The sequence below is a fragment of the Symmachiella macrocystis genome, from assembly GCF_007860075.1.
Classification (GTDB): domain Bacteria; phylum Planctomycetota; class Planctomycetia; order Planctomycetales; family Planctomycetaceae; genus Symmachiella; species Symmachiella macrocystis.
In genome coordinates this window covers 316997-339991 of sequence record NZ_SJPP01000002.1, presented here as the reverse complement: position 1 = coordinate 339991, position 22995 = coordinate 316997, and the positions used below count along the sequence as shown (strand labels likewise).

At 55.9% G+C, this 22995-nt stretch carries 15 protein-coding genes; 10 read left to right on the top strand and 5 right to left on the bottom strand.

Annotated features, from left to right (window positions below; all coding sequences use genetic code 11):
* Window positions 1-220 precede the first annotated feature (220 nt).
* The gene (locus CA54_RS19365) at window positions 221-1906 is read right to left on the bottom strand and encodes a c-type cytochrome (protein ID WP_197532625.1); all 1686 of its coding nucleotides are present in this window, start codon (window positions 1904-1906) and stop codon (window positions 221-223) included.
* Window positions 1907-2324: 418 nt separating this feature from the next.
* Between CA54_RS19365 and CA54_RS19360 the strand changes: the two genes are divergently transcribed.
* The 8 genes from CA54_RS19360 (at window position 2325) to CA54_RS19325 (ending at window position 13120) form a co-directional block, all read left to right on the top strand.
* Window positions 2325-3029, top strand: coding sequence for a metal-dependent hydrolase (locus tag CA54_RS19360; RefSeq protein ID WP_146372649.1), 705 nt, complete (start codon window positions 2325-2327; stop codon window positions 3027-3029).
* 191 nt (window positions 3030-3220) lie between these two features.
* A complete protein-coding gene (locus tag CA54_RS19355) occupies window positions 3221-4021 on the top strand; it encodes a CvpA family protein (RefSeq protein WP_197532624.1) in 801 nt (266 codons plus the stop codon).
* A gap of 77 nt (window positions 4022-4098) precedes the next feature.
* Window positions 4099-5001, top strand: coding sequence for a M48 family metallopeptidase (locus tag CA54_RS19350; RefSeq protein WP_197532623.1), 903 nt, complete (start codon window positions 4099-4101; stop codon window positions 4999-5001).
* Between the two features lie 88 nt (window positions 5002-5089).
* On the top strand, window positions 5090-8590 hold the full coding sequence (locus CA54_RS19345) for a hypothetical protein (protein ID WP_146372647.1): 3501 nt from the start codon (window positions 5090-5092) through the stop codon (window positions 8588-8590).
* A 218-nt stretch (window positions 8591-8808) separates the two neighbouring features.
* Window positions 8809-9339, top strand: a complete 531-nt coding sequence (locus CA54_RS19340; protein ID WP_146372646.1) for an RNA polymerase sigma factor — start codon at window positions 8809-8811, stop codon at window positions 9337-9339.
* 4 nt (window positions 9340-9343) lie between these two features.
* Window positions 9344-10960 (top strand): hypothetical protein, encoded by a 1617-nt coding sequence (locus CA54_RS19335; RefSeq protein ID WP_146372645.1) that lies wholly within the window; start codon window positions 9344-9346, stop codon window positions 10958-10960.
* A gap of 103 nt (window positions 10961-11063) precedes the next feature.
* A complete protein-coding gene (locus CA54_RS19330; protein WP_197532622.1) occupies window positions 11064-12584 on the top strand; it encodes a sulfatase family protein in 1521 nt (506 codons plus the stop codon).
* Between the two features lie 29 nt (window positions 12585-12613).
* Window positions 12614-13120 (top strand): hypothetical protein, encoded by a 507-nt coding sequence (locus CA54_RS19325; RefSeq protein WP_146372644.1) that lies wholly within the window; start codon window positions 12614-12616, stop codon window positions 13118-13120.
* 23 nt (window positions 13121-13143) lie between these two features.
* On the opposite strand, the gene CA54_RS19320 is transcribed toward CA54_RS19325, so the two are convergent.
* The 4 genes from CA54_RS19320 to CA54_RS19305 form a co-directional block, all read right to left on the bottom strand.
* A complete protein-coding gene (locus CA54_RS19320) occupies window positions 13144-14589 on the bottom strand; it encodes a DUF1501 domain-containing protein (RefSeq protein WP_146372643.1) in 1446 nt (481 codons plus the stop codon).
* A 78-nt stretch (window positions 14590-14667) separates the two neighbouring features.
* On the bottom strand, window positions 14668-17040 hold the full coding sequence (locus CA54_RS19315) for a PSD1 and planctomycete cytochrome C domain-containing protein (protein WP_231963131.1): 2373 nt from the start codon (window positions 17038-17040) through the stop codon (window positions 14668-14670).
* A gap of 238 nt (window positions 17041-17278) precedes the next feature.
* Window positions 17279-18091, bottom strand: coding sequence for a biotin--[acetyl-CoA-carboxylase] ligase (locus tag CA54_RS19310; protein WP_146372642.1), 813 nt, complete (start codon window positions 18089-18091; stop codon window positions 17279-17281).
* A gap of 51 nt (window positions 18092-18142) precedes the next feature.
* A complete protein-coding gene (locus CA54_RS19305) occupies window positions 18143-18595 on the bottom strand; it encodes a thiol-disulfide oxidoreductase DCC family protein (protein ID WP_146372641.1) in 453 nt (150 codons plus the stop codon).
* 203 nt (window positions 18596-18798) lie between these two features.
* Here CA54_RS19305 and CA54_RS19300 point away from each other — a divergent pair, with 203 nt between their 5' ends.
* Together CA54_RS19300 and CA54_RS19295 are read left to right on the top strand one after the other, a co-directional pair.
* Window positions 18799-19236 (top strand): class I SAM-dependent methyltransferase, encoded by a 438-nt coding sequence (locus CA54_RS19300; protein ID WP_146372640.1) that lies wholly within the window; start codon window positions 18799-18801, stop codon window positions 19234-19236.
* A 180-nt stretch (window positions 19237-19416) separates the two neighbouring features.
* Complete coding sequence (locus tag CA54_RS19295; protein WP_146372639.1) at window positions 19417-22935, top strand: acyl-[ACP]--phospholipid O-acyltransferase; 3519 nt, start codon at window positions 19417-19419, stop codon at window positions 22933-22935.
* Window positions 22936-22995 lie beyond the last annotated feature (60 nt).

The window sequence follows — 22995 nt, the reverse complement described above, 5'->3', positions numbered from 1 at the left end:
TGCGTGAGGAATTCCTCGATGTGACCGATGCCTCGACAAGGCAAATTAATCGTATATCAATTGGCAGAAATGACTTGAGGGGAATCCACTGAGAGTGGGGAGGCGGATTCTAGCAGGAGTCACGGCATCGATCCAGACCGGTTTTGAGGAAACTTGCCCGGCAATTGTCCCCAACGGGATGGACTCAAGAGCTAATGCCAAACGGGCTAAGCTGTGATTTTTATTGGCCGCCGACGACTTCGAATTCCGCGGGGGAGCCTTTGACGCGAAACAATTCGGCCTGGACGTCGCCTTCACTGCTTGTTGAGGTATCAATGAAGAGGTCCAAGACGTGTCGTCCCGGCGCAAGTTCGATAATGAATCGCCCGTCGGCTTTTAATGGCTGGTCGTCGACCGCTGCTTGAATGGGGAGTGGAGAGTTGATCTCAAAACCGACCTCGCCTCCAATCGTCACGTCCACCTCTGCTCGCAAGTACACCAGGGGAGCGGGGGCTGCTTTGCTGGCGTCGGCTATGGGCAATCCACCGGCCACTTTGGCATAGACCGAAACCCAGGCGTCTTTGCCGAGCGCCAATGTCTCCTCGCGCAATAGATCCGCGTCAGAGGTTTCCGCAGTGATACTTTCGGGCAATTGCCGCAAGACGCGCCACCGTTGGATTGTGGGTGTTTTCCGCACAGCTAGCGGACCGGCCTTGCCCAATTCGGCGAGGAAGCGCACCAAATCGACGATTTCCGCATGCGTGAGGAACTTAGTCAGCCCTTGGGGCATCAGCGACTCCCCTTCGAACTCCTCGTCGATGTCGGTGATAGGGATTTCGATCTGGCGGCTGGTTGCGTCTTTGAGAATCAGCCGTTGATCGTTGCGGTCGACGACGATTCCTTGATGCACTTTGCCCGCATCGGTGACGACCACGCGGGTCAGATAGGCCTCTTTGATCGCCTGATTCGGCTGCATGATTGAATTGATCAGGTATTCGACCGGTGAACTGCTCCCCACGGCGCTCAGGTCGGGGCCGACTTGCCCGCCGGCTTTGCTGACCGAATGGCACTTCATGCAACTCACATCCGCTCGGCGAAAGACCGCTTCGCCACGCTGGGTGTCGCCTTCCGCCAACACCTCAGCTGCTAGCCTTTTGACTTGTTCAGGCGATAACGTTTCGGGGTTGGCGCTCAAACCGGCCGAACTGCTGAGTGCCGAAACCAAAGCAGCATCGGTCCGGCCGACGGAATACATGTGCCGCAACGCGACTTTAGCGACATCGGCGGCGAGAGTTTTCCCGGCGATAGCGGCGGCTAATTGATCCGGTCCCCCTTTGTGGCTTAAAAACGCGTCGAGTAGCGTGGCGGGAACTTGGGTTTCATCGGCCGAGGCGAGCACATCGGCAGCGGCGCTGGCGGCTGCTTCAGCGTCCAATCCCACCAGTGCTGCGACTCCCATGGAACGAATCGGCAATGACTGCCCGGGGGCAATCAACGGATCAATCGCGTGTTTCGCGGAATCGGGATCGACAGCGACCAGCGCATTGATGGCCGCTTCGCGAGTTTTGAGAGGGCTTTTGCTGTCGAGCACGATATTCTCAAGCGGTTTCGCGAGAGATTTTGCTCGGCAGGCACCGGCCAGATGAATTGCAGCCAGTTGCAGTCCGGCATCCGTGGTCTTGGGAGTTTCAGGCACGATCAGATTCGCCAGGCCGGTCAAATTTCCTGCAGGCAGGATTTTGCGGTTGTGTGCGGTGGTGGTCAGCAAATTCAGCGTTTTGATCCGTAGGTCGCGGGGATATTTGTCCGAGAGAACGGCTTGCTGAAACAAGTAGGACAAGTCGGCGGCGTTACCCCGTTGGCAGACCAGCTCGATGAGGTTCCCCAACCGTTCTTGCGGAACCCGCCCGCTTTTGATCAATCGCATCAATGGCGCCGCCGGACTAGGGGGATCGGCGGCGGTTGCTGGGGATACGGCAATGCCTAGTAGCGAGAGACACAAGACCGCAGAGAGAAATTGGTAAGGTTTGGTGGTTCGAATCATCGGCAACAAGACTTTATCGGAAGAGAAGTTGCGTTGGGGGGAATACTGAGGCGGGAGTCAGCGACGGACGAGCAAAAAGCGTCCAGTTCAGCGACGTTTTCCATCATACCAAATCGATCCAGTGAAGACAGTATGGCGACAGAATGCCCATAGAATTGAGACGTTCTGCCTACCCGTCTCATATTGACCCGTTTTGACAGAACGGATATACGAGGCCCCCCAAACCACCGGGCGAAATGAGGCCCGGTGCGCAAACTCCTAGTTGTCTTGAATCCGGCGCGCTTCCCGCGAATTTTTTGATATGGCCAATTTCCGTACACATGTCACCGTCAGCAGCCTGTGTGGCGTCGGTTTTGCTGCCCTGGGCGCAGTCACTCTCGACTTGCCGTTGGAAAGTTGCATTCTGGCCGGAGGACTGTGCGGGTTGGCAGGTATGTTGCCCGATCTCGACAGCAACAATAGCGTTCCACTGCGTGAAATCCTGGCCTTTTTAGCGGCCATCACGCCCCTGTTGATGGCGGAGCGTTTTGAGGCGCTGGGATTGTCGCACACAGGGATCACGTTGGCGGGGGCGTGCGTTTATTTACTGGTTCGATTTGGTGGCGGCAGCCTGCTGAAACAATGCACCGTTCATCGCGGGATGTTTCATAGTCTGCCAGCAGCACTGATCGCCGGGTTGGCGGCATTTTTGATTTGCGACGGTATCGATCCGCATCTCCGCGTGTTTAAAGCGGGAGCGGTCTTTGTCGGTTTTGTTTCTCATCTGATTCTCGATGAGTTTTACAGCTTGGAACGCGGCGAAGGGAAGTTGAGACTCAAAAAGTCATTTGGAACCGCATTGAAGCTGACGGCGGGGAATCACGGAGGAACATCGGCGGCGTACGGCATGTTGTTGTTGCTGATCGTGTTGGCGGTCGGCGACACATTGGTATTTCACTCAGAGATGATCAGCGAACTGCCTCCGATGCCCGTGGTGATTGACGACGGGGCGACCATCAGACGCTAGGGAAACATCCAACTGAAAAGAACGCGGGTGCCACTGGCTAGTCCAGTGTTCCATAAGAATCGCACACATTTGAAATTACACTGGCCAAACCAGACTCACACAACCCAAATATGAAATCGTGACCAAGCAACAAGCACAGTTATTGTGCTCATGATGACACCGGCTTGTTTACTGCACAGTGGAGGCAAATCGTGGAAATTTTTGACGGAATCGTTTTGGTCGTGTTGATCGCGGCCATCGTACAGGGACGTTTCAAAGGCATGGCCTGGCAACTCGCGCCGATCGGCGCGTTGGTCTTGGGCTATTTGGTGGCATTCCCGATGGCCGGATCGCTGGCGCCTTGGTTTGGCGACAGTGCCCCCATGAATCATTTGTTGGCGCTGCTGGTCTTGTACTTGGCGGTCGCTTTGGGGGTCTATCTGCTGGCCCGTTCATTGAAGGAATATATCGTCAAATTCAAACTTGAAGAATATGACAAACACCTCGGTGCCATTTTTGGCGGGGTGAAGGGAGTGATGTTTTGCTTGGCGATCATCTTCTTCTCAGTCGCCATATCCGCTCAGGCGCGCGAATATATTGCGAAAACCCACTCCGGGTATGCGGCGGCCTACATCATGGACGCACTGCATCCAGCCATGCCCGATGAGCTTCACGAAGTCCTCGAAGAGCATATCCATGCACTCGATATGGACGATATGGACCTGAAACATCGACACGAAGACGATCCCACATCCACGCACGAACAGCACGAACAACACGAACAGATCGCCACCAAGCCGGACGACGAATTATTGTTGCCCCCGTTGCCGGCCGAACTGCCGCCGTTGCCATCGCAAGAGGATCGCTACAACAACCATCAAACCGGTGACAATGGAGAGCCTCCACAACGTCATTCGGAAACAGGTGATGAAGTCTCCAGAACGTCTCCCTCGCGACAGGAAAGAGTCGTCGACGGCGTTTTGAAAGTCTTGGACCTGTTTACGGACAACTAACTCGTCTCTGGGTTCGCCTGCGAGACGACACAGACAAATACAACGGATTTCTCCACGCTGGGAAAGGACGCCGAGACGTGAAACAGCATTTTTCCAAACCAATCTATCGTGAAAGCAGCCTGTGGGGGCTGGTGTTGATGCTAACTTGTGTCGGGATTTGGTCCGGTTGCCAAACCGTGCCGGTCACCGGCCGCAAGCAGTTTCTTATCCTGCCTGAACAAATGGAAATCACCATGGGGGCGACTGCCTACGATGGTCTGATGGCCGAAGAACAACTATCACGCAACCAAGCTGCTCAGGCCATGGTCAATCGCGTGGGAGAACGCATCGCCGCGGTCTCGGGACGTCCGGATTTTGAGTGGGAATTCCGGTTGATCGAATCGGAGCAAATGAACGCCTTTGCCCTGCCCGGTGGAAAGACCGCCGTTTATGAAGGGATTCTCCCCGTCTGTCAAAACGAAGCGGGGCTGGCGGTTGTGATGTCGCACGAAATCGCCCACGCCTTAGCGCGGCACGGCGGCGAGCGGATGCGTGATTCGACGAGCATCGAAGCTGCCCAGAAGGCGTTGGACTACCTCACCAAGGACTCGGACGAATTCCAACACAAATTGCTGTTGGGTGTTTATGGCGCCGGCACAAAGTATGGAATTGCACTGCCCAATAGCCGCGCCCAGGAAGCCGAAGCGGATGAAATCGGCTTGGTTCTGCTAGCCAAAGCAGGTTATGACCCGCGGGAAGCACCGGGTTTTTGGGATCGTTTTGCCGCGATGAAGTCGGGAGATCAGCCGTTGGAATTTCTGTCCACGCACCCTTCGGACGCGAATCGAGCAGCGGCGTTACGCGAGTTGTTGCCCAATGCCTTGGAATATTATGAAGCCGCCCCTGTGAAATATGCGTCCGGCGAGATGATCGACATTACCCGTAGTTCGGGTCTCATTGAACAAGCCGGGGGAATTGATCCCGCTGTTGGAGGCGAATAGTCGGCGTAGATTGAGCGAGAGTTGATTGTTGCGGCAGCACGGCCGTCGGTTTTGGATTCTTTTTCGGCGTTGAGGAGCAATGGGACATATGGCGACAGAACAAACCACACAAGACACACAAGCTCCCCTCAAACCGCGTCGTCGCCGACTATTGATTGCGATAGTGCTCCTTGTCGGAGCGGTCTGGTTCGCTCCGGCGATCATCGCCAATACGTCGTTGCGGCAACAGTTACTGCCAACACTCGCGCCGCAATACCCAGCGGGAATCGAAGTCGGTTCCGCCTCGTTGAGTTGGACTGGACCGGTGGTGCTGCGCGACGTCACATTCCGCGACAAACAGGATGCGGAATTTTTACGCGTGGCGGAAATTGCTACCGCGGAATCGCTCTGGCAATTGATCTCAAACTCTGCCGGTATGCACCCCATCACGATCAAAGGCGCAGCTGCGGATGTTCAGTTTCGCGCGGATGGCAGTAATCTCGAAGACGTCATCATGCCGTTCGCCGATCCGACCTCCACAACTTGGCCCGGCGTAGCGTTGGAAATCACAGACAGCCAGTTGAAGATGTCCGCACCTGCCACCGGAACCGAGGCAACTTGGACCGATTTACGGGTCACCGTGCAAAAATCGCACGATCAAGGCGTCCCTTACACGATCTCCGCATCTGCATCCGCCGAAAGCGGAACATTGAAAACGGAGTTGTCGTGGCTGCCGCCCGCGGATTTGACTTCGCCCGCAGCGGGGAACGGAAAATTGGCATTGCAGACCAAAACGTTCCCGTTGCAAAGTTTGAAACCAATCTTCGATCGCATGTCGCTCAGCGACGAGTTGATTGCGGAAATGACCAGTGACGTGAAAACCTCATGGAACACCGCCGGTAAGGTGCCCGAATATCAGATTGCCGGCGAACTGCAAACCGGCAAGTTGTTGATCAAATCAGCGTCAATTTCAGCAAACGAACAAGTGCAGGCCGACTTTTTGCGGTGTGCGGTGGAGACTACCATCACGGGCGAGCGTTTCAACGTCGCTCACATGGACATCGACTCCGATTTGGCGAAGCTGCGGATCGAGGGTGAAGTGAATGTTGCGGATTTAACCGGCGCCAACTCCACCACGGCACTGCTCTCGCTGCCCAAACAGCGAGATTTTACGTTGCAAGGCCGATTGGACTTGGCCAAGTTGGCGGCAACCTTGCCCGAGACGCTGCACATTCGCGAAGGGACGAAGCTCACCGCGGGGACTGTCGATTGGCGGTTAGAGGGTGCGAAGCTGGACCGTGCGCTGGGCTGGTTTGGTCAAATTTCTGTTTCTTCACTAACAGCCGTGCATGACGGAAAGTCGCTCAACTGGGATAAGCCGATCTCACTCGATTGTGAAGCAACGATTCCCGAAACCGGTGGAACCACGATACGCCTGATTTGCGAATCCGATTTCCTCAGAGCTTCGGTGCAAGGCAACCCTGGCAAGGCTACCGTCCAAGCCGAATGTGACCTCGATCGCCTTGCTGCGGAAGTGGGACGCTTCTTGGATCTCGGCGAATTGGAGTTGGCCGGAAAAATGGTCACCTCTGCCGATGTGATTCGCCAAAACAATCGCGTCAGAGCCGATGGGACAATGGACATTCAACAACTGCATCTCGCCGGATTGGGGGGAGTTGCTTGGGATGAATCCCAATTGAAGTTGAGTTGCGCGATCGACGCGACTGTGGGCGGCGAAAATAATGCGGAGTTTCATCAGGGATCGATACAACTCGCAGCGACGGGATATCAGCTCAGCGCCGAACTCGATTCCGCTGCCAAATGGAACGCCCAGAGCAAGTCGATTCCGCTGCAAATCGCCATGCGCGGCGACCTAACGCGAATCATGCCGCGGTTGAGAACCATCATGCCGCTTGAGAACTGGCAGGCTGACGGTGAAGTTCAACTGCAGGCACATCTTACCGTTGCGCCCCATACAATTGCCTATCGTGATGCGGAATTAGCCATCACGCCACTCCGCATTACCGGCCCGGATTGCAACATCAGTGAACCCAATGTGCGAATTGCTTCTACCGGTTCTTATGACGTCAACACCTCGCAATTCCAATCCGACTCGACGACGATCACAACAGCAACGCTCAATGCCCGCGCGCAACCGATCGCAGTCGCGTTCACGAATGGCTCACCACAGGTTTCAGCGACAGTCGATTTCGCATCCCGAATCGAGGACCTGCTGAAAATCGTCGACAGCGGTGCTGCGCCGGCTGCCAGTGGCGGACTGTCGGCGCGGTTGAATCTGTCCGGCGGTGAAGGAAAACATCGACTGCAAAGCGACATCGTGATCGACAAGTTTGTCGTCTACGATCAAGCAGCCTCGGCCCCGAATCGCAATGTGTCAGCGAATATCCAGCCAGCCGCAGCCGATACGCTCTGGAACGAACCGCGACTGACGGTGGCTTCCGATGTAACCTACGAAACCACGAGCGACTCTGTGCGTATCGCCAAGATGCAAGTCAACGGCAACAAATGGAAGGCAAGCACCACGGGCCGCATCGGTGAACTGGCGACCGCGATGAATGCGGAATTGACCGGTGCGCTCGACTGCGATTGGGAACAACTGTTAGCGAAACATCGTCAATTGATCGGCGATGGTCTCAACATCTCCGGCTCCGGCCCGCATCCATTCCAATTGAGTGGACCAATATTGGCGACGGCATCTTCGAGCGGAACGTCGGACGATACTTTGTTGTCACGTCTGGACGGAAAATTGCAACTCAGTTGGAACTCGGCCGACATATACGGACTGCAGGCCGGGCAAGCCAAGATTGATACACGACTCAAGAGCGGTGTCTTTCGTATCGCCCCGCTCGATATTCCGGTGAGCGAAGGTCGTCTCACGGCCGCCCCGCGACTGCTCTTGGATTCCGAACCGATGATGTTCGTCTTGCCAGCCGGGCCGGTGATCGAAAACGTGCGGCTTTCGCCCGACATGTGCCAAGGTTGGTTGAAATACGTGGCGCCCATGCTGGCCGATTCAACGCGTGTCGACGGGCGGTTATCGATGGCAGTCACGTCGACCAAGGTTCCGCTGGACAACTGGCAGGACATGAAATCGGTGGGCACGTTGGCCATCCATTCCGCCGACGTCCGCCCTGGCCCGCTGGCACAACAGTTTCTCGAGATCGCTGAACAGATCAAAGCGATCATCAACCGCAAATCAGGCAGCAGCATCGTCAATCCTGAAGAAGCGTGGATGAAAATCGACGACCAAACTGTCGCCTTTCAGGTCTCACACGGTCGCGTGCAACACGACAGCCTCGAAATTCGTGTCCGCGATTTCGTCATCCGCACGCGCGGCTCAGTTGGCATGGACGAATCGATTGACTTGATCGCCGAAGTCCCGGTCCAGGATTCCTGGATTAAAGACGACCGCCTGTTGGGAGCCTTCCGCGGTGAGGTCATCCAAATCCCGATCCAAGGCACGCTCTCCAAGCCGAAGGTCGACCGCAACATCTTCGCAAACCTCGCCCGCCAAGTCGGCACCTCCGCCGGCACGAAGTTGCTTGAAAACGAACTGCAGAACCAATTGCAGCGGTTGTTTCGCAAATAGCCGCAACTTTGGTACCGCCGCTTTCGTGCATCATGCAACCGTGCGCTCTTTCAGACGCTCGTCGTCCCCACAACGAAATCGGGGATAAAATCGGAGAAATATCCGAAATATTTCCGCGGATTTAGACGATTTCTTCGGTTCGATCGTCAATTCTACGAACGGACGACCAATGTACTTGCAGATGCCGAGACGCTTTGAATACCAGCGATCAATCCCTGATGGACGCAATCGCCCGGGGAGACCGGGCCACGTTTGAGTGTGTTTACCGCGCGCACAAAGACGATCTACTGACGGTGTCCGCCATGATATTGAGGGAGCGGTCGCTGGCGGAGGACGTGCTCCATGACGTGTTCGTCAATCTCTCACGGATTGCCGGTGAAATTCGACTCACCGGTACGCTGCGAAATTATTTAATCACCAGTTGCCTCAACCGGGCGCGCGATGTCATCGTCAAGCGGAATCGGGAATTGCCCGTGACGCCGTGTATTGACGACGTTGCACAGCACGCATCGGATCCCGGACAAAGTCTGGCTAACGACGAGGAACTCGTACAACTAAACGCGGCAATACAATTGCTGCCGACTGCACAACGTGAGGTCGTGACGCTACACATCCACGGCCGTTTGAAATTTCGTGAAATCGCGGAATTTTTGGAAATCTCAACGAACACGGCGCAGTCTCGCTACCGGTATGCGTTGAATAAGCTACGACATATTCTGACCGAATCTCATTCACAAAATGAGGGATGAATCGATGAACAGCGACCGCGAACTCGAAGAACGGTTATCCCGCCTGCAATTGACGACGACACCGGCGCTTGATCAACAAATTCTTGATGCGGCGCTGCCAGCCAGCCTGCCACCTCGCGCTCGCCGGCGATCGGCAGGACCACTTCGCAATTTTGTGCGTCTAGGTCTCGTTGCTGCGATCGTCGTGGCAGCAGTGATTGTCTACTGGCAGTTGCCGTCGCAATCCGCCTGGGCGCAAGTGAAACGAGAGGTGCGAAAACGGCCGTGGGTTCATCTGCGCACGACGCTTCCTGGCGATGTGGAGTACCAGTCGTGGGCTGCCTTTGATAAACAGCTCGTCTGTAATCGATACGGAAAGGAAGTCCACTTTGAAAACCATCGACTTGGAGTACACGACAAATACGATCCACGGACCAATACGATTACACGCACGATCGACATCTCCGGACAATCCGGAGAGGGGTTTCTCGCTATGGGCAAATTATTTCAAGCCTTGTTTCGTGGCGATACGAATATTCAATCATCGCTGCCAGGTGTGGAATTGGCCAATCCGAAACGAAATACTATCAAAGTCGACGGCAAGGACTGGACGGAACTCACATGGGACATTCAAGAAAACGGCAAGAAAGTGCAGGACGTTACGGTGCGAATCGATCCTGTGACGAATTTGCCGACAGCAATGACGTTAAACAGTCCGGGAATGGTGCCACCGAAAGTAACTTTGGAAATTGACTTTCCCGCCACGGGACCGACCGACATCTACTCTGGCGGCGCGCCGCGGAATGCCAAACTCGTCGAAAAGAAACCCGATGCTGAATTGGTCAAAATCGTGGAAGCCATCAAACGGGCCATCGAAGAGTTCGACGACCACCGACTGCTAAAAATCGTACAAATTGCCGATGCCAAGTGGTACGACGGTTTCCCCATGATTTGGTGGATCAAGGGAAACAAGATGCGGCTCGATGCAGGCATTGAACGTCCTGATTTCAAGCTGACCGCAATTCCCGATGGCACAACGAACAAGCGGGAGTGGTGGCAACAACACCTCGAGCAGTTTTGGTTTATGCCGTTAGAAGTGCAGGATGGCAAGTTTTTTTACTTCAATCAGGAAAAACCAAAGGAGTTACAGGGGAAGTCTGGCCCGTATCGATTCAATCCTGTCCATTGGCCAAAACCACGTTGGACAAAACGCCGATCCCACACCACGTCTAAATCACGATCGATCTTCGGCTATTCAGCAAATTTAATCAACGCCGCCGCTCGCGATGATGTGAAAGTCGACGTGCAGCCGCAATCAGGCCAGCCAGGGACAATCTTAGTGAGCATAACTGGCGAACGCGTGTGGCTTGATTCCCAAAAAGGATACATGACAGTTCGCCGGGAGATCGGGTCAGCTGACAATCCTGAAAAAGTTTGGAAACCGCATTACTCCGAGATTGTGGAATCTTCTGATAAGTCCCCACGCGGCTTCTGGCACCCGACGCGCATGCGGCTTGGCGGTCTCACTCAGGAAAATGGCAAAGAGGTCCCGTGGGAATCGGTGGTCCAGCTTTACTATGACTTCGACGCCGAAATCCCCGACAGCTTGTTTCAACCACTTGACCATGTGATCGTCGATTGATCCGCCGGTCGTTGGCCGCTCTGTGGAATATTGGTAGACTGAAACTGCGAGCCTTGTCGCAGGCCGATATTTTCAAAGTTGCCCAACGGGAGACGCAATCACCGTGCCTTGTACAACCGCCATTCGCCTTCGTACTGTCTTTTGTTTTTGCATCCCACTGCTCTTACTCGGTGCCTCACCCGTCGCCGCAGAACAGCCGCAGAATATTGTCTTCATACTCGCCGATGACCTCGGGAGCGGGGATCTGGGGTGTTACAACCCCGACTCCAAAATAGCGACGCCGGCGATTGATGAGTTGGCGGCTGAGGGGATGCTGTTTCGCGATGCGCATTCCCCCTCGTCCGTCTGTTCGCCCACGCGGTACGGTGTGCTCACCGGACGTTATGCGTGGCGGTCGCGATTGAAGTCGGGTGTGTTGTGGGGGTATTCCCGCTCACTAATCCGACCGGAACGGACAACTGTTGCGTCCTTTCTGAAAACCCAAGACTACGCAACCGCGTGTGTGGGAAAATGGCATCTGGGATTTCAAGCTTCCCATCTCAATGCGCCTGATTTGCCGCCGGCGAATAAAGTGATCGCCGGTGACGATCCGCATGCGGTCGATTACTCGAAGCCGCTCACGCCGGGGCCGACGACTGTGGGGTTTGACTATTTCTTTGGCATCCCCGCCTCGCTCGACATGGATCCGTATGTCTTTGTCGAAAACGATCGCCCTTTGGAACAACCGACGGATACCGTGGCTGCGTCGAAACATCGCCGGCAAGAGGGCGGCGGATTTTGGCGGGGCGGGCCGGTCGCACCGTCGTTTCGGCATGTCGATGTGCTCCCCGAACTCGCCAAGCGGGCAACCGCTTGGATTGACAAGCAAACCGCTGAGCAACCGTTTTTCCTCTACTTGCCGCTCAGCGCGCCGCACACGCCCTGGCTCCCGACGGACGAATTCCGTGGTCGCTCCGCTGCCGGGTATTACGGCGACTTTGTGATGCAGGTCGATGCTGTCGTTGGGGCAGTCATCCGCGCACTGGAACAAGGGGGGCATACGGAGAACACCTTGATCATCGTCACCAGCGACAACGGTTCGCATTGGCCGGTGGGTGATATCAAAAAATGGGGCCACGCCGCCAATCTGCATTATCGCGGACAAAAGGCAGACATCTGGGACGGAGGCCACCGCGTCCCGTTTATCGCAGCGTGGCCCGGCCACATCGCACCCGGAACCGTGAGTGACGAAACGATCTGCCTCATCGATCTACTGGCGACCGTCGCTGCCATCAATGACGTCCTGCTGCCCAACGATGCCGGCGAAGATAGTTTTAGTATCCTCCCCGTGTTGCTAGGCGAAAAACGGGAGCACCCCATTCGCGACTCAACGGTGCACCATTCAGCGGACGGAACATTTGCCATCCGCTCAGGCAACTGGAAGCTGATCCCCGGCAACCTAGGCTCCGGCGGTTTCACCAAACCACGCCGCGTGAAACCCAAACCGGACGGCCCGCAAGGGCAGTTGTATAACCTGGAGAAAGACCCGTCGGAGCAACACAACGTTTGGGCGGAGCATCCGGAGGTGGTGGAGCGGTTGAGTGCGGAGCTACAGCGTATCCAGGACGCGGGGCGTAGTCGGTAGGCGACATTGTTGGGAAAAGGTGGCGAGAGATGTGGTTTGATATTCCCGATAAATACATGCATCTGCCTGAAACGCAACAATTGCTTGAAGCGGAACGAGCTTTCGAGAAACTGCAATCCGAGTATGACGCGGCCGTTTCGGAAGATACGCAGAATTCCGATCCGTCCACAATCTCGGCAATTTTATACCACCGAATGATTGCACAGCAGGAGTTCGAGAATGCATTGGATGCATTCAAAAAAGTGATAGGTTCTCCGCTTCCGGGCAAATTGAGTACCGAAGTCCTATCCGCGATTGAATCGGATTTTTCGCAGAATGATCGACCATTCGTCAAAGGTGCTTTGGCAGAGATGTCCGGGAAAGTTGCCGGATGGAAAGAGAGCCGATATCTTAACGAACGTGTCTGTCTCTGTGTCCTGCAGTTGGCAGCAGGCAATCGATCGCTTTTCGATCAATACGTTGAATCCGCAATCCTCGATTACCGCGACGTGATCCTCTGGGCGGAGTATCCTGGGCGAAGCCGGCGAGACGAATGACCTACACCCGCAAGCCTGTCCGCTTAAGCCAACAGCTTCTCCACCACCTTCCCATGCACATCCGTTAGCCGGAAGTCGCGGCCTTGGAAGCGGTGGGTGAGTTTTAGGTGGTCGAGGCCCAGCAGATGCAGCAACGTGGCTTGGAAGTCGTGGACGTGGACGCGGTCTTCGACGGCGTAGTAGCCTAGCTCGTCGGTCTGGCCGAGGGTTTGGCCTCCTTTGATGCCGCCGCCGGCCATCCACATGGAATAGGCGTCGATGTGGTGGTCGCGGCCTAACAGGCCGTTGCGGTCTTCGCCTTGCGGGGTGCGGCCGAACTCTCCGCCCCATACCACGAGCGTGTCCTTGAGCAGGCCGCGCTGTTCGAGATCTTTGACCAGCGCCGCCGAGGGACGGTCGACTTCGTGGCACCGCTGGTTGAGCGCCTTGTTGATTTCAAACCCCGGTCCGCCGTGGTGGTCCCAATCGGTGTGGTACAACTGCACAAACCGGCTGCCACTTTCGATCAGCCGGCGAGCCAACAGGCAGTTGCGGGCGAAGGAAGGTTTGTCCCCCTCGACGCCGTAGTCCTCCAACGTGTCGCGGGTCTCGCCGGAAATATCCATCAGCGCCGGCGCGCTGCTCTGCATGCGGTAGGCCATTTCGTAGGACGAAATCCGCGTGGCGATTTCCGGATCAGCCGTAACCGCTCGCCGCATCTCATTCAGGTCGTGGACTGCATCGACAAATTCACGCTGGCGGTTCAAATCGATGCCGTGTGGCGAGGAGAGGTTGAGGATCGGTTCTTTGCCGCTACGGAAGGGAACGCCCTGATACGTCGTCGGCAGAAATCCGCTTCCCCAGAGCGGCGCGCCGCCACGCGGGCCGCGGGGGCCGGATTGCAGGACGACGAAGCCGGGCAAGTCGGTCGATTCGCTGCCGATACCGTACGTGACCCATGCCCCGATGCTGGGACGCCCGAACCGTGCGGAGCCGGTGTTGACGAAGAACTTAGCGGGGCCGTGGTTGAAGACGTCGGTTGTCATCGAATTGACGATGGCGATTTTATCGGCGATCGTCGACAGGTAGGGCAAGCACTCGGAAATCATCTGGCCCGATTCGCCATGCCGGGCGAATTTCTGCGGCGAGCCGAGGAGTTTGGCATCTTTGTTGAGAAAGGCGAAACGTTTGTTCTCGACGTACGACTGGGGGATCACTTGTCCGGAAAGTTTGGTCAGTTTGGGACGGGGATTGAACAGCTCCAATTGGCTCGGCCCGCCCGCCATGAACATAAAGATCACGCGTTTGGCTTTGGGAGCAAAGTGCGGCGGACGTGGAGCAAGGGGATGACTTTGCACGTCAGCCCGTACCGGCGTCGCCCCGTCACCGGCCAGCAACGACCCGAGCGCCATTGCTCCCAGCCCGTAACGGCATTGGGAGAAGAAATGTCGCCGCGTTTGATCCAACAATTCGGGAGTTTGGTCGTGCATGGTTCGCTCGGTCATTAGTACGTCCAGAATGATTTCGCGTTGCCCCTCAGCAAAGTCGGGGGCGTCGTCGGTCGTGCCTCACTCCCGCGTGATGAATTCATCGAGGTTCATCAACACGCGTGAAAAGGTCGTCCAGGCAGCAAGTTCAATCGTCTCGTCATTTGGTTTATCCGTCGCCAGCAATTTAGCAGCGGCTTGTTGGTCTGCGGCGAAGGCCTCCCGTTGTTGGCGAATCAGTAAGGCCAATCGTCGCATTTCCAGCGAACTCGGTTCGCGGGCCAGACACAGTTGAAAGGCGAAGCGAATCCGTTCTTCGTCGTCTGGTGAGGCTTCTTTGAGAATCCGCTGAGCGAGCGCCCGTGCGGTTTCCACAAAAGCCACATCGTTGGCCAACGTCAATGCTTGCAGCGGTGTATTGGAACGGACGCGGCGGGTGCAGGTGACGTTCGATTCGGGGAAGTCAAACGTCATCAGCGCGGGGAACGGCTGTGATCGCCAAAAATAAGTATACATGCCACGGCGATAGCGCTCGGGGCCTGTGTTGGCTTTCCATTTCTTATCATTTTGCGTGAAGGCGTACACGCCATCGGGTTGTGGAGGAAACACACCCGTGCCGCCGATTGTACGGGTCAATAATCCACTCGTGGCCAGCGCCGCATCGCGAATGATTTCCGCTTCTAATCGCAAACGGGCCTGCCGGGCCAATAGCCGGTTGGCAGGATCGACCTGAGCGACCTCCTCACGATAAACCGACGCTTGTCGATAGGTGGCCGATGTGACGATCAATTTGTGCATCGCCTTCATGCTCCAACCGCGGGCGATGAATTCCGTCGCCAACCAATCGAGCAATTGCGGATGCGACGGTCGTTCGCCTTGCGTGCCGAAGTCATTTTCGGTTTGCACGAGACCGCTGCCAAAATAGCGTTGCCACATCCGGTTCACAGTGACCCGGGCAGTGAGCGGATTGTTGCCGTCGACCAGCCAATACGCGAAATCAAGACGATTGTGTGTTTCGGACTTTGGCAGCGGCGGCAACACAGCGGGCACGGCCGCGGTGACTTCATCCCCTGGATCCAGGAAATTCCCGCGCTTGTGAACGTGCGTCACGCGGGGCTGCTCGCGCTGTTTCATCACCATTGCCCAGCCGGCGGGGCTTTTGGGTTTGGACCGCATTTTGCGTGTCCGGGTGTTGATCAATTTTTTTAGCTCGCCGTTTTCCTCGGCGGGTGTGCCGTAAGCTTTGGCGATCTTCTTGTCCAACTCAGCAATTTCGCCGTTGAACTTATCGAGTTTCTTTTCAAATTCCGCTGCCTTGTCGGCCGGGGGTGGGAAGTTGAGGTCGTAGTCGTCGTCCGCGTCAAAGAACGCGAACATCTCATAGTATTCCCGCTGGGTGATGGGGTCGTACTTGTGCGTGTGGCAGCGAGCGCATTCCAACGTCAAACCCAACCAAACCGCCCCAGTGGTATGCAGCCGATCAGCGACGGCATCGATGCGGAACTGTTCCTGGTCGGTACCTCCTTCTTCGTTGATCAACGTATTGCGATGAAATCCGGTGGCGATCATTTGCTCGCGGGTTGCATTGGGCAGCATGTCGCCGGCGATTTGCTGGATGGTAAATTGGTCAAACGGCATATCGGCGTTGAGGGCATTGATCACCCAGTCGCGGTAATGCCACATGTTGCGGGAACCATCGATGGTATACCCGTTGCTGTCGGCATAACGCGCCGCATCCAGCCAATGTCGCCCCCAACGTTCCCCGTAGTGCGGAGAAGCCAGCAAGCGATCGACCAGTTTTTCATAGGCATCGGAACTGGTGTCGGCCAGAAACTGTTGCACTTCTTCAGGCGTGGGTGGCAAACCCAGTAAGTCGAACGTGAGCCGGCGAATCAGCGTGATTCGATCCGCTTCGGGCGAGGGAGCGATTTGTTTCTCTTCCAAACGGGTGAGCACGAATGCATCGATTGCATTGCGGATCCATGTGGAGTTCTTCGTCTTCGGTACTTCGGGCCGTAGCGGTTTTTGGAACGACCAGTGATCCGACCCGGCGCTGTCATCGGGGGTTTCTTGTTCGGGGAATTTGGCGCCACCGTCGATCCAACGTTTGATGAGGGCCACTTCGTCCGGCTTCAAGCGTTCGCCTTCCCCCTCGGGCGGCATTTGCTCGTAGTCTTCAGAACCGCTGACGACCAGGTACAGCAAACTCTCGGCGCTCTCTCCCGGAACAACCGCTTCCCCGGAATCGCCGCCGATCAAAGCAGCGCGAGCCGTATCCAAACGTAAGCCCGAAGTCTGCTTCCCGGCGGCATGACAGCGATAACAGGCGCGTTTGAGCAGCGGTTTTATGTCGCGGAGGTAATCAGTGGTCGGTTCTTCGGCGCAGCTGGGTGATGGACAACATGCCAGCATTCCCGCCAAGAGGAACCAAACCGCCGTACACCGCCACAGCATAATGAACTCCTCAAAGTTTAGAGGCGAGAGAGACTCCCAGCGAAACACGCTCCCGCAGAAGCTTCGTCTTCCCGCCGCAACAGAACTGAAACCAAGCTGCATTGCATCAAAAGACGACGATCCATTTTACCTGGGCGAACGGGGGCCTCGCAAGGACGTTTGCCGCTGTTAAACAGTGGTTTCCAGCGGATTCGTGATTTTCGGGGCTGCGGAAGGGACGGGGATCATCGCCAAATTGTCATTCGAAGCTGGTGATGACACCACCAAAGAAGCGTTCCGGGCCCTCGACGGTTTCCAGCACCAGCGCCCCTTGTGGATCGATACCCGCGCATCGGCCGGTGGTTCGATGGGTCGGGGTCTCGATCGTGACGGTCAAGCCCCGCAACGCACAGCGTTGCAGCCAGTCTGCCGGCAATTGGGGATCGTTGGCAGCCAGGCGGCGGAATTGGGTTTCGAATTGTTTGAGCAAAGCGATGAGCACCTCCGTCCGGTCAAATTCCCGGCCGGTCGCATCGGCTAACGAAGTCGCGATGGTCGTCAGTTCCGGCGGGGCATCGACAAAGCTATTGTTGACATTGATGCCGATTCCCAACACGAGTGATTGCGTCGAGCCTTCTGCCACCTCAACGAGGATGCCGCAAACTTTACCGCCATTGAGAAAGACATCGTTGGGCCATTTCAGGGCAGAACGAATGCCCGGCACAACATGGTCCAAGGCCAAGCAAACTGACAGCCCGGTTGTCAACGATGCCTGTGGCCAACGTTCCTGGCTTACTCCCAACCCGGTCGGGGAGATGATCAGTGAAAATGTGAGCGAACCAGCTACGGACCACCACGAATTGGCTCCCCGTCCGCGACCGCGAGTTTGTTGAGCTGCCAAAACCAACAGCGGACCATCCACTGCCCGGCGACGGCAATGGGCCAGCGCGACGTCGTTGGTGGAATCGACTGTTTCGTGATAGTCGACCTCCCCCACGAACGTCTCCGCAATGATTCGCTCAAGATCAAAAGGAAGTCCGCCATCCTCCACGTTAATATCATCCGCGTTCACTGATTACCCCTCGCCCCACGTCGTTATCCGTCCAGCCACTCAAAGCGTTCGCTAATCCAAAAACCGTTCACGCTCGTCCGGTTTCGGCATGCGACAGACTTCCTTCTTGCCAAATAGACGATAGCGCCAACGGGCAACCAGACGATACCCCACATCGCGCAGCGGCCGAGGGATCACCCACAGCAACGCACCGAGCACGCACCATAGCCCTCCAAGCTTCCAAAATATTCGCACCACGGCAGGCGATTTTTGAAACGTCTTTCCGGCATCCCAAAAGACAACAGAATCAAACGAGGCATCATCCGGCAGGTTGAGGAGTTTGCCGGCGGTTGTGCCTTGCAGGGGGGCGAATAAAAACCGGCGATTGTGGTCGCGAGCCATGACAAAATTGACAAAGTGATCGCACAATCCGCAAACCCCGTCGAAAAAAATCACGGACCGCGTCGGTTGTTCCGGCGGTTGTTGATTTTCCTGCGAACTGTTCGCTGCGGCGGTTTCACTCACGATACCCTCTCCATTGCAGAATAGCGTCTTATGACGAGCCAAGGACGGTCACCTTGTCCTCCTTGTTAACCGCTGTCAGAGGGCGACTTTAACTGCTTGCGTCGAATTCTGAAACCCGGCGCGTTATAAAGGCACGCCTCATTCCGTCTCGTCATTGCGGACGGTTGTTTTTTATCAAACTATCAGTGACTGAATTTAGGCTTATGGACCAAACGCCATGCGACATTGTGCTCGATATTGGCGGCGAAGGCCGGCATGCGGAGGCCTGGAATGTCAATCGTTGCAGGACCCAAACCTTGGGACGCCATGCCGGTGAGCCGATTCCCCGGTTGATCGTCGCACGGGCCGATGCCTTGCCATTTGCGGACAATTGCGTGAAATCACTCATCGTCGAACGCACGCCCCTCACACGAGCGGCGGCACGAGAATTGTCCCGTGTCATTCAGCCTGAGGGGCAAATCCTATTGCGACACGTCCCCTTAAAGGATCGTGATCGGCACGAGCCGACTTTGGCGATTTTGGGAGGAAAGGCACAACAACGCACAACCAAGATTTACGGCCAACCTGTATTGGAGACTATGGTCCAGTTTTCCGAGAATATCTCTCCGCCACAGCTTCCTACGACAGAGACGTCGACCTAATCCACGGTCGCCACCACAATGCTGGAGCGGGTTTTTCTCCCGGATTGCTGGTCGCCGCCATTATCGCTACGCTTGTCGACGATCACGTTTCCCTGATTTCCACTGTCTATCTCCACGAAAAATGCCCGTGCCAATGATTCGCCTGTTTACTGACCTTCCTGACAGCGTCGGAGTGACGCGATGAGTCAGAATGGTCAACCAAGCGCGTCCGCCCCTTACAACGGCCTCTCGTCGCGGAGCTTTGTGGCATTGCTCGTCACGCAGTTCTTAGGCGCGATCAACGACAACATGTTTCGCTGGTTGGTCGTGCCGATTGCGAAGGTCAAATTCGAGGAAGAAGGCCTCGACGCCAACCTGGCCTTGTCGATTGGGTTGTTCTGCTTCACCCTGCCCTATTTATTGTTCGTTCCCTATGCCGGTTACTTTGCCGACAAGTTCAGTAAGCGGACCGTGATCGTCGGCTGCAAGGTGGCGGAAGTCGTGATCATGTTGGTGGGCATTGCCGCTATCTCCATTGGCAACACGTTCGGTCTGTTTGCGGTGGTTGCCATGATGGGTGCACAAAGCGCGCTGTACGGCCCCGCCCGATTCGGCAGCATTCCCGAATTGCTCCGCACCGAGGACCTCTCCACCGGCAACGGCTGGATGGGCTTAGTGACCGTGGTCTCTTCGGCGCTTGGTTTTGTCGGCGGCTTGCTGTTGTTCGGCGCGACCAAACCGTACGGGACCGATCATTTATGGATTTCCACCGTCGTATTGCTCGGCGTCGCCGCAGTCGGATTGATGGCCAGTTTGATGATCCGCCGCGTACCGGCCGCCGATGCGAGCAAACCATTTCCACACAATCCGGTCCTCGACACAGGACGCAACTTAAAGCTTCTTTGGAACAACAAGTCACTACTCCGCGCGACGTTGGGAATTGCCTTCTTTTGGTTTCTAGCATCGCTGGCGAATATCAACATCGATCCCTATGGAACACAGGATCTACGTCTCCCGCAAGAAGAAATCTGGCCCCTGCTGGTGGTGTTGGTCGGGGGAGTCGGCTTTGGCAGCGTGTTGGCCGGAATCTGGTCGGGAGGCAAGGTCGAGTTAGGGATCGTGCCGCTCGGCGCCGTCGGCATCGTGCTCAGCTCCTTTTTGCTTTATCGAGCAGGCAGCGCGGCTGATTTTCCCGCCGGCGATGTGGCGCAACGCGCGATGATCGAATCATGCGTCTGGTTGTTTTTTCTGGGAATCAGCGCCGGACTGTTCAATATTCCGCTGGAAGCCTTCCTGCAACACCGCAGTTCGTCCGAAAATCGCGGGACAATTCTTGCCGCGGCTAATTTTGTGACCTTCGCGGGGATGCTGTTGGTCTCGATGTTATTTCCCGTGATGCAGGGCCAACTCAACATGAGCGCCAGCCAGGTGTTCTTGGCGTCGGGAATCGGGACTATACCAGTACTGATCTATATCTTTACATTGCTACCCGGCGCGACAATACGGTTCATGTTTTGGTTGCTTACACGGACGGTCTATCGGGTTCGCCTCAACGGACAACACAACGTGCCCGAAACCGGGGGCGCGTTAATTGTTGCCAATCATGTCTCGTGGGTCGATGGATTGTTAATCCTGACAAGTTCCTCCAGACTAATCCGCTTCCTGGTTTATGCCGATTACACAACAAATCCGGGCCTCAATTGGTTGACGCGGACGATGAAGGCGATTCCCATAAAGGGAGACGGCGGCCCCAAAGCCATGGTCCGCGCCCTGCAAGTGGCTAAGGAAGCAGTCGAAAACGGAGAACTCGTTTGTATTTTTGCCGAAGGACAAATCACACGCACCGGGCAACTGCAGCCATTTCAACGTGGTCTCATGCGAATCGTCGCCGGGACCGATGCCCCCATCATACCTGTGTATCTCGATGAATTGTGGGGCAGCATTTTTAGCTATTCGGGCGGGAAACTCTTCTGGAAATGGCCGCGTCACTGGCCATATCTCGTCTCAATTCACTTCGGGAAACCGATTCAAAAACCTGATAACGTCAGCCAAGTACGGCAGGCGGTCCAGCAGCTGGGAGTTCAAGCTATGGAACAACGCAAGGGACGGCAAATGGTCTTGCCACGGCAATTTCTGCGGAACTGTCGCAAGGGGATGTTTCGACTGAAAATCTCCGACTCCACCGGCCAAGAATGCACCGGCGGGCAAACAATTCTGCGCTCATTGGTTCTCAAACGGCTCTTAGACCGCGAGGTGCTAGCCGCTGATGAGAATATGGTCGGCGTCTTGATCCCCCCGTCCGTAGGCGCCACGCTCGTCAACGCGGCCCTCAGCATCTCCCGTCGCGTGCCGGTGAACCTCAACTACACCGTCTCGTCGGAAATCATGAACTCCTGTATCCGGCAATGCGGCATCAAACACGTGCTCACCAGCCGCAAGGTTATGGAAAAGCTCGACCTCGATCTTGATGCCGAAGTCGTCTACTTGGACGATCTGAAAGACAAAGTCACCACGACGGACAAACTGATCTCTGCTGCTCAGGCTTATTTACTCCCTGCCGCCATTTTAGAACGCATCTTGGGTTTGACGAAAATCAAATCCGACGACCTGCTGACAGTCATTTTCACATCCGGATCGACCGGGGACCCCAAGGGAGTCATGCTCACGCAGCACAATATCTCGACCAACGTCGAAGCGGTCGACCAGGTGTTTCGCTTTACGAACAAGGACACGATTCTGGGAATTCTGCCCTTCTTCCATTCCTTTGGTTTTACCGGCAATCTGTGGCTGACACTCACACGAAGCATGGCCGTGACCTACCATGTCAGCCCGCTCGATGCACGAGTGATCGGCAAACTCGCTCAGAAATACAAAGCGACCGTCCTGATCTCGACGCCGACCTTTCTACGGACTTATATAAAACGCTGTACGCCAGAGAATTTTGCCACGATTGATTTGGTGATTTGCGGCGCCGAAAAAATGCCTCTCGACGTCGCACAGGCTTTTGAAGACAAATTCGGTGCCCGCCCAATCGAAGGCTATGGCACGACCGAACTTTCCCCAGTCGTCGCTGCTAATATCCCCAGCCATCGATCAGCGATGACTAACCATGCTGGCGTCAAAGAAGGGACCGTCGGACACCCTGTTCCCGGTGTCGCCGCCAAGATCGTCGATCCTGAAACGGGCGAAGATTTGGGAATCGATACGCCGGGCATGTTGTTGATTAGCGGGCCGAACGTCATGCAGGGATACTTGAATCGCCCCGAACAGACAGCCGAAGTCATTCGCGATGGTTGGTATGTCACCGGCGACATTGCGAAAATCGACTCCGACGGGTTCATCCAGATCACCGACCGTCTCAGCCGTTTCTCAAAAATCGCCGGCGAGATGGTTCCGCACCTGCAAATCGAAAACGCTCTTCGGGATTTCCTCAGTCAAACGGACACCGAAGAAGATGACATGCAGGTCAAGGCGGTAGTCACCGCTGTGCCCGATGAACGCAAAGGAGAGCGATTGGTCGTCGTGCATTTACCGCTATCGCAAAGTGCCGATGAAATTTGCCAGCAACTCAAAGCAGCCGGCCTCCCCAATCTATTCATCCCCTCTGCTGACAGCTTTATCGAGGTTCAAGAAATCCCAGTTCTGGGCACAGGTAAACTCGATCTGAAGGGCTTAAAACAAGTCGCTATCGATCATTTCGCCCCTTCAGCCACCAGTTAATGGAAGTCCACCCCAAGTCCCAGACCCCGGGAATCGCGGGGATCCACCAATCAGGTCTAA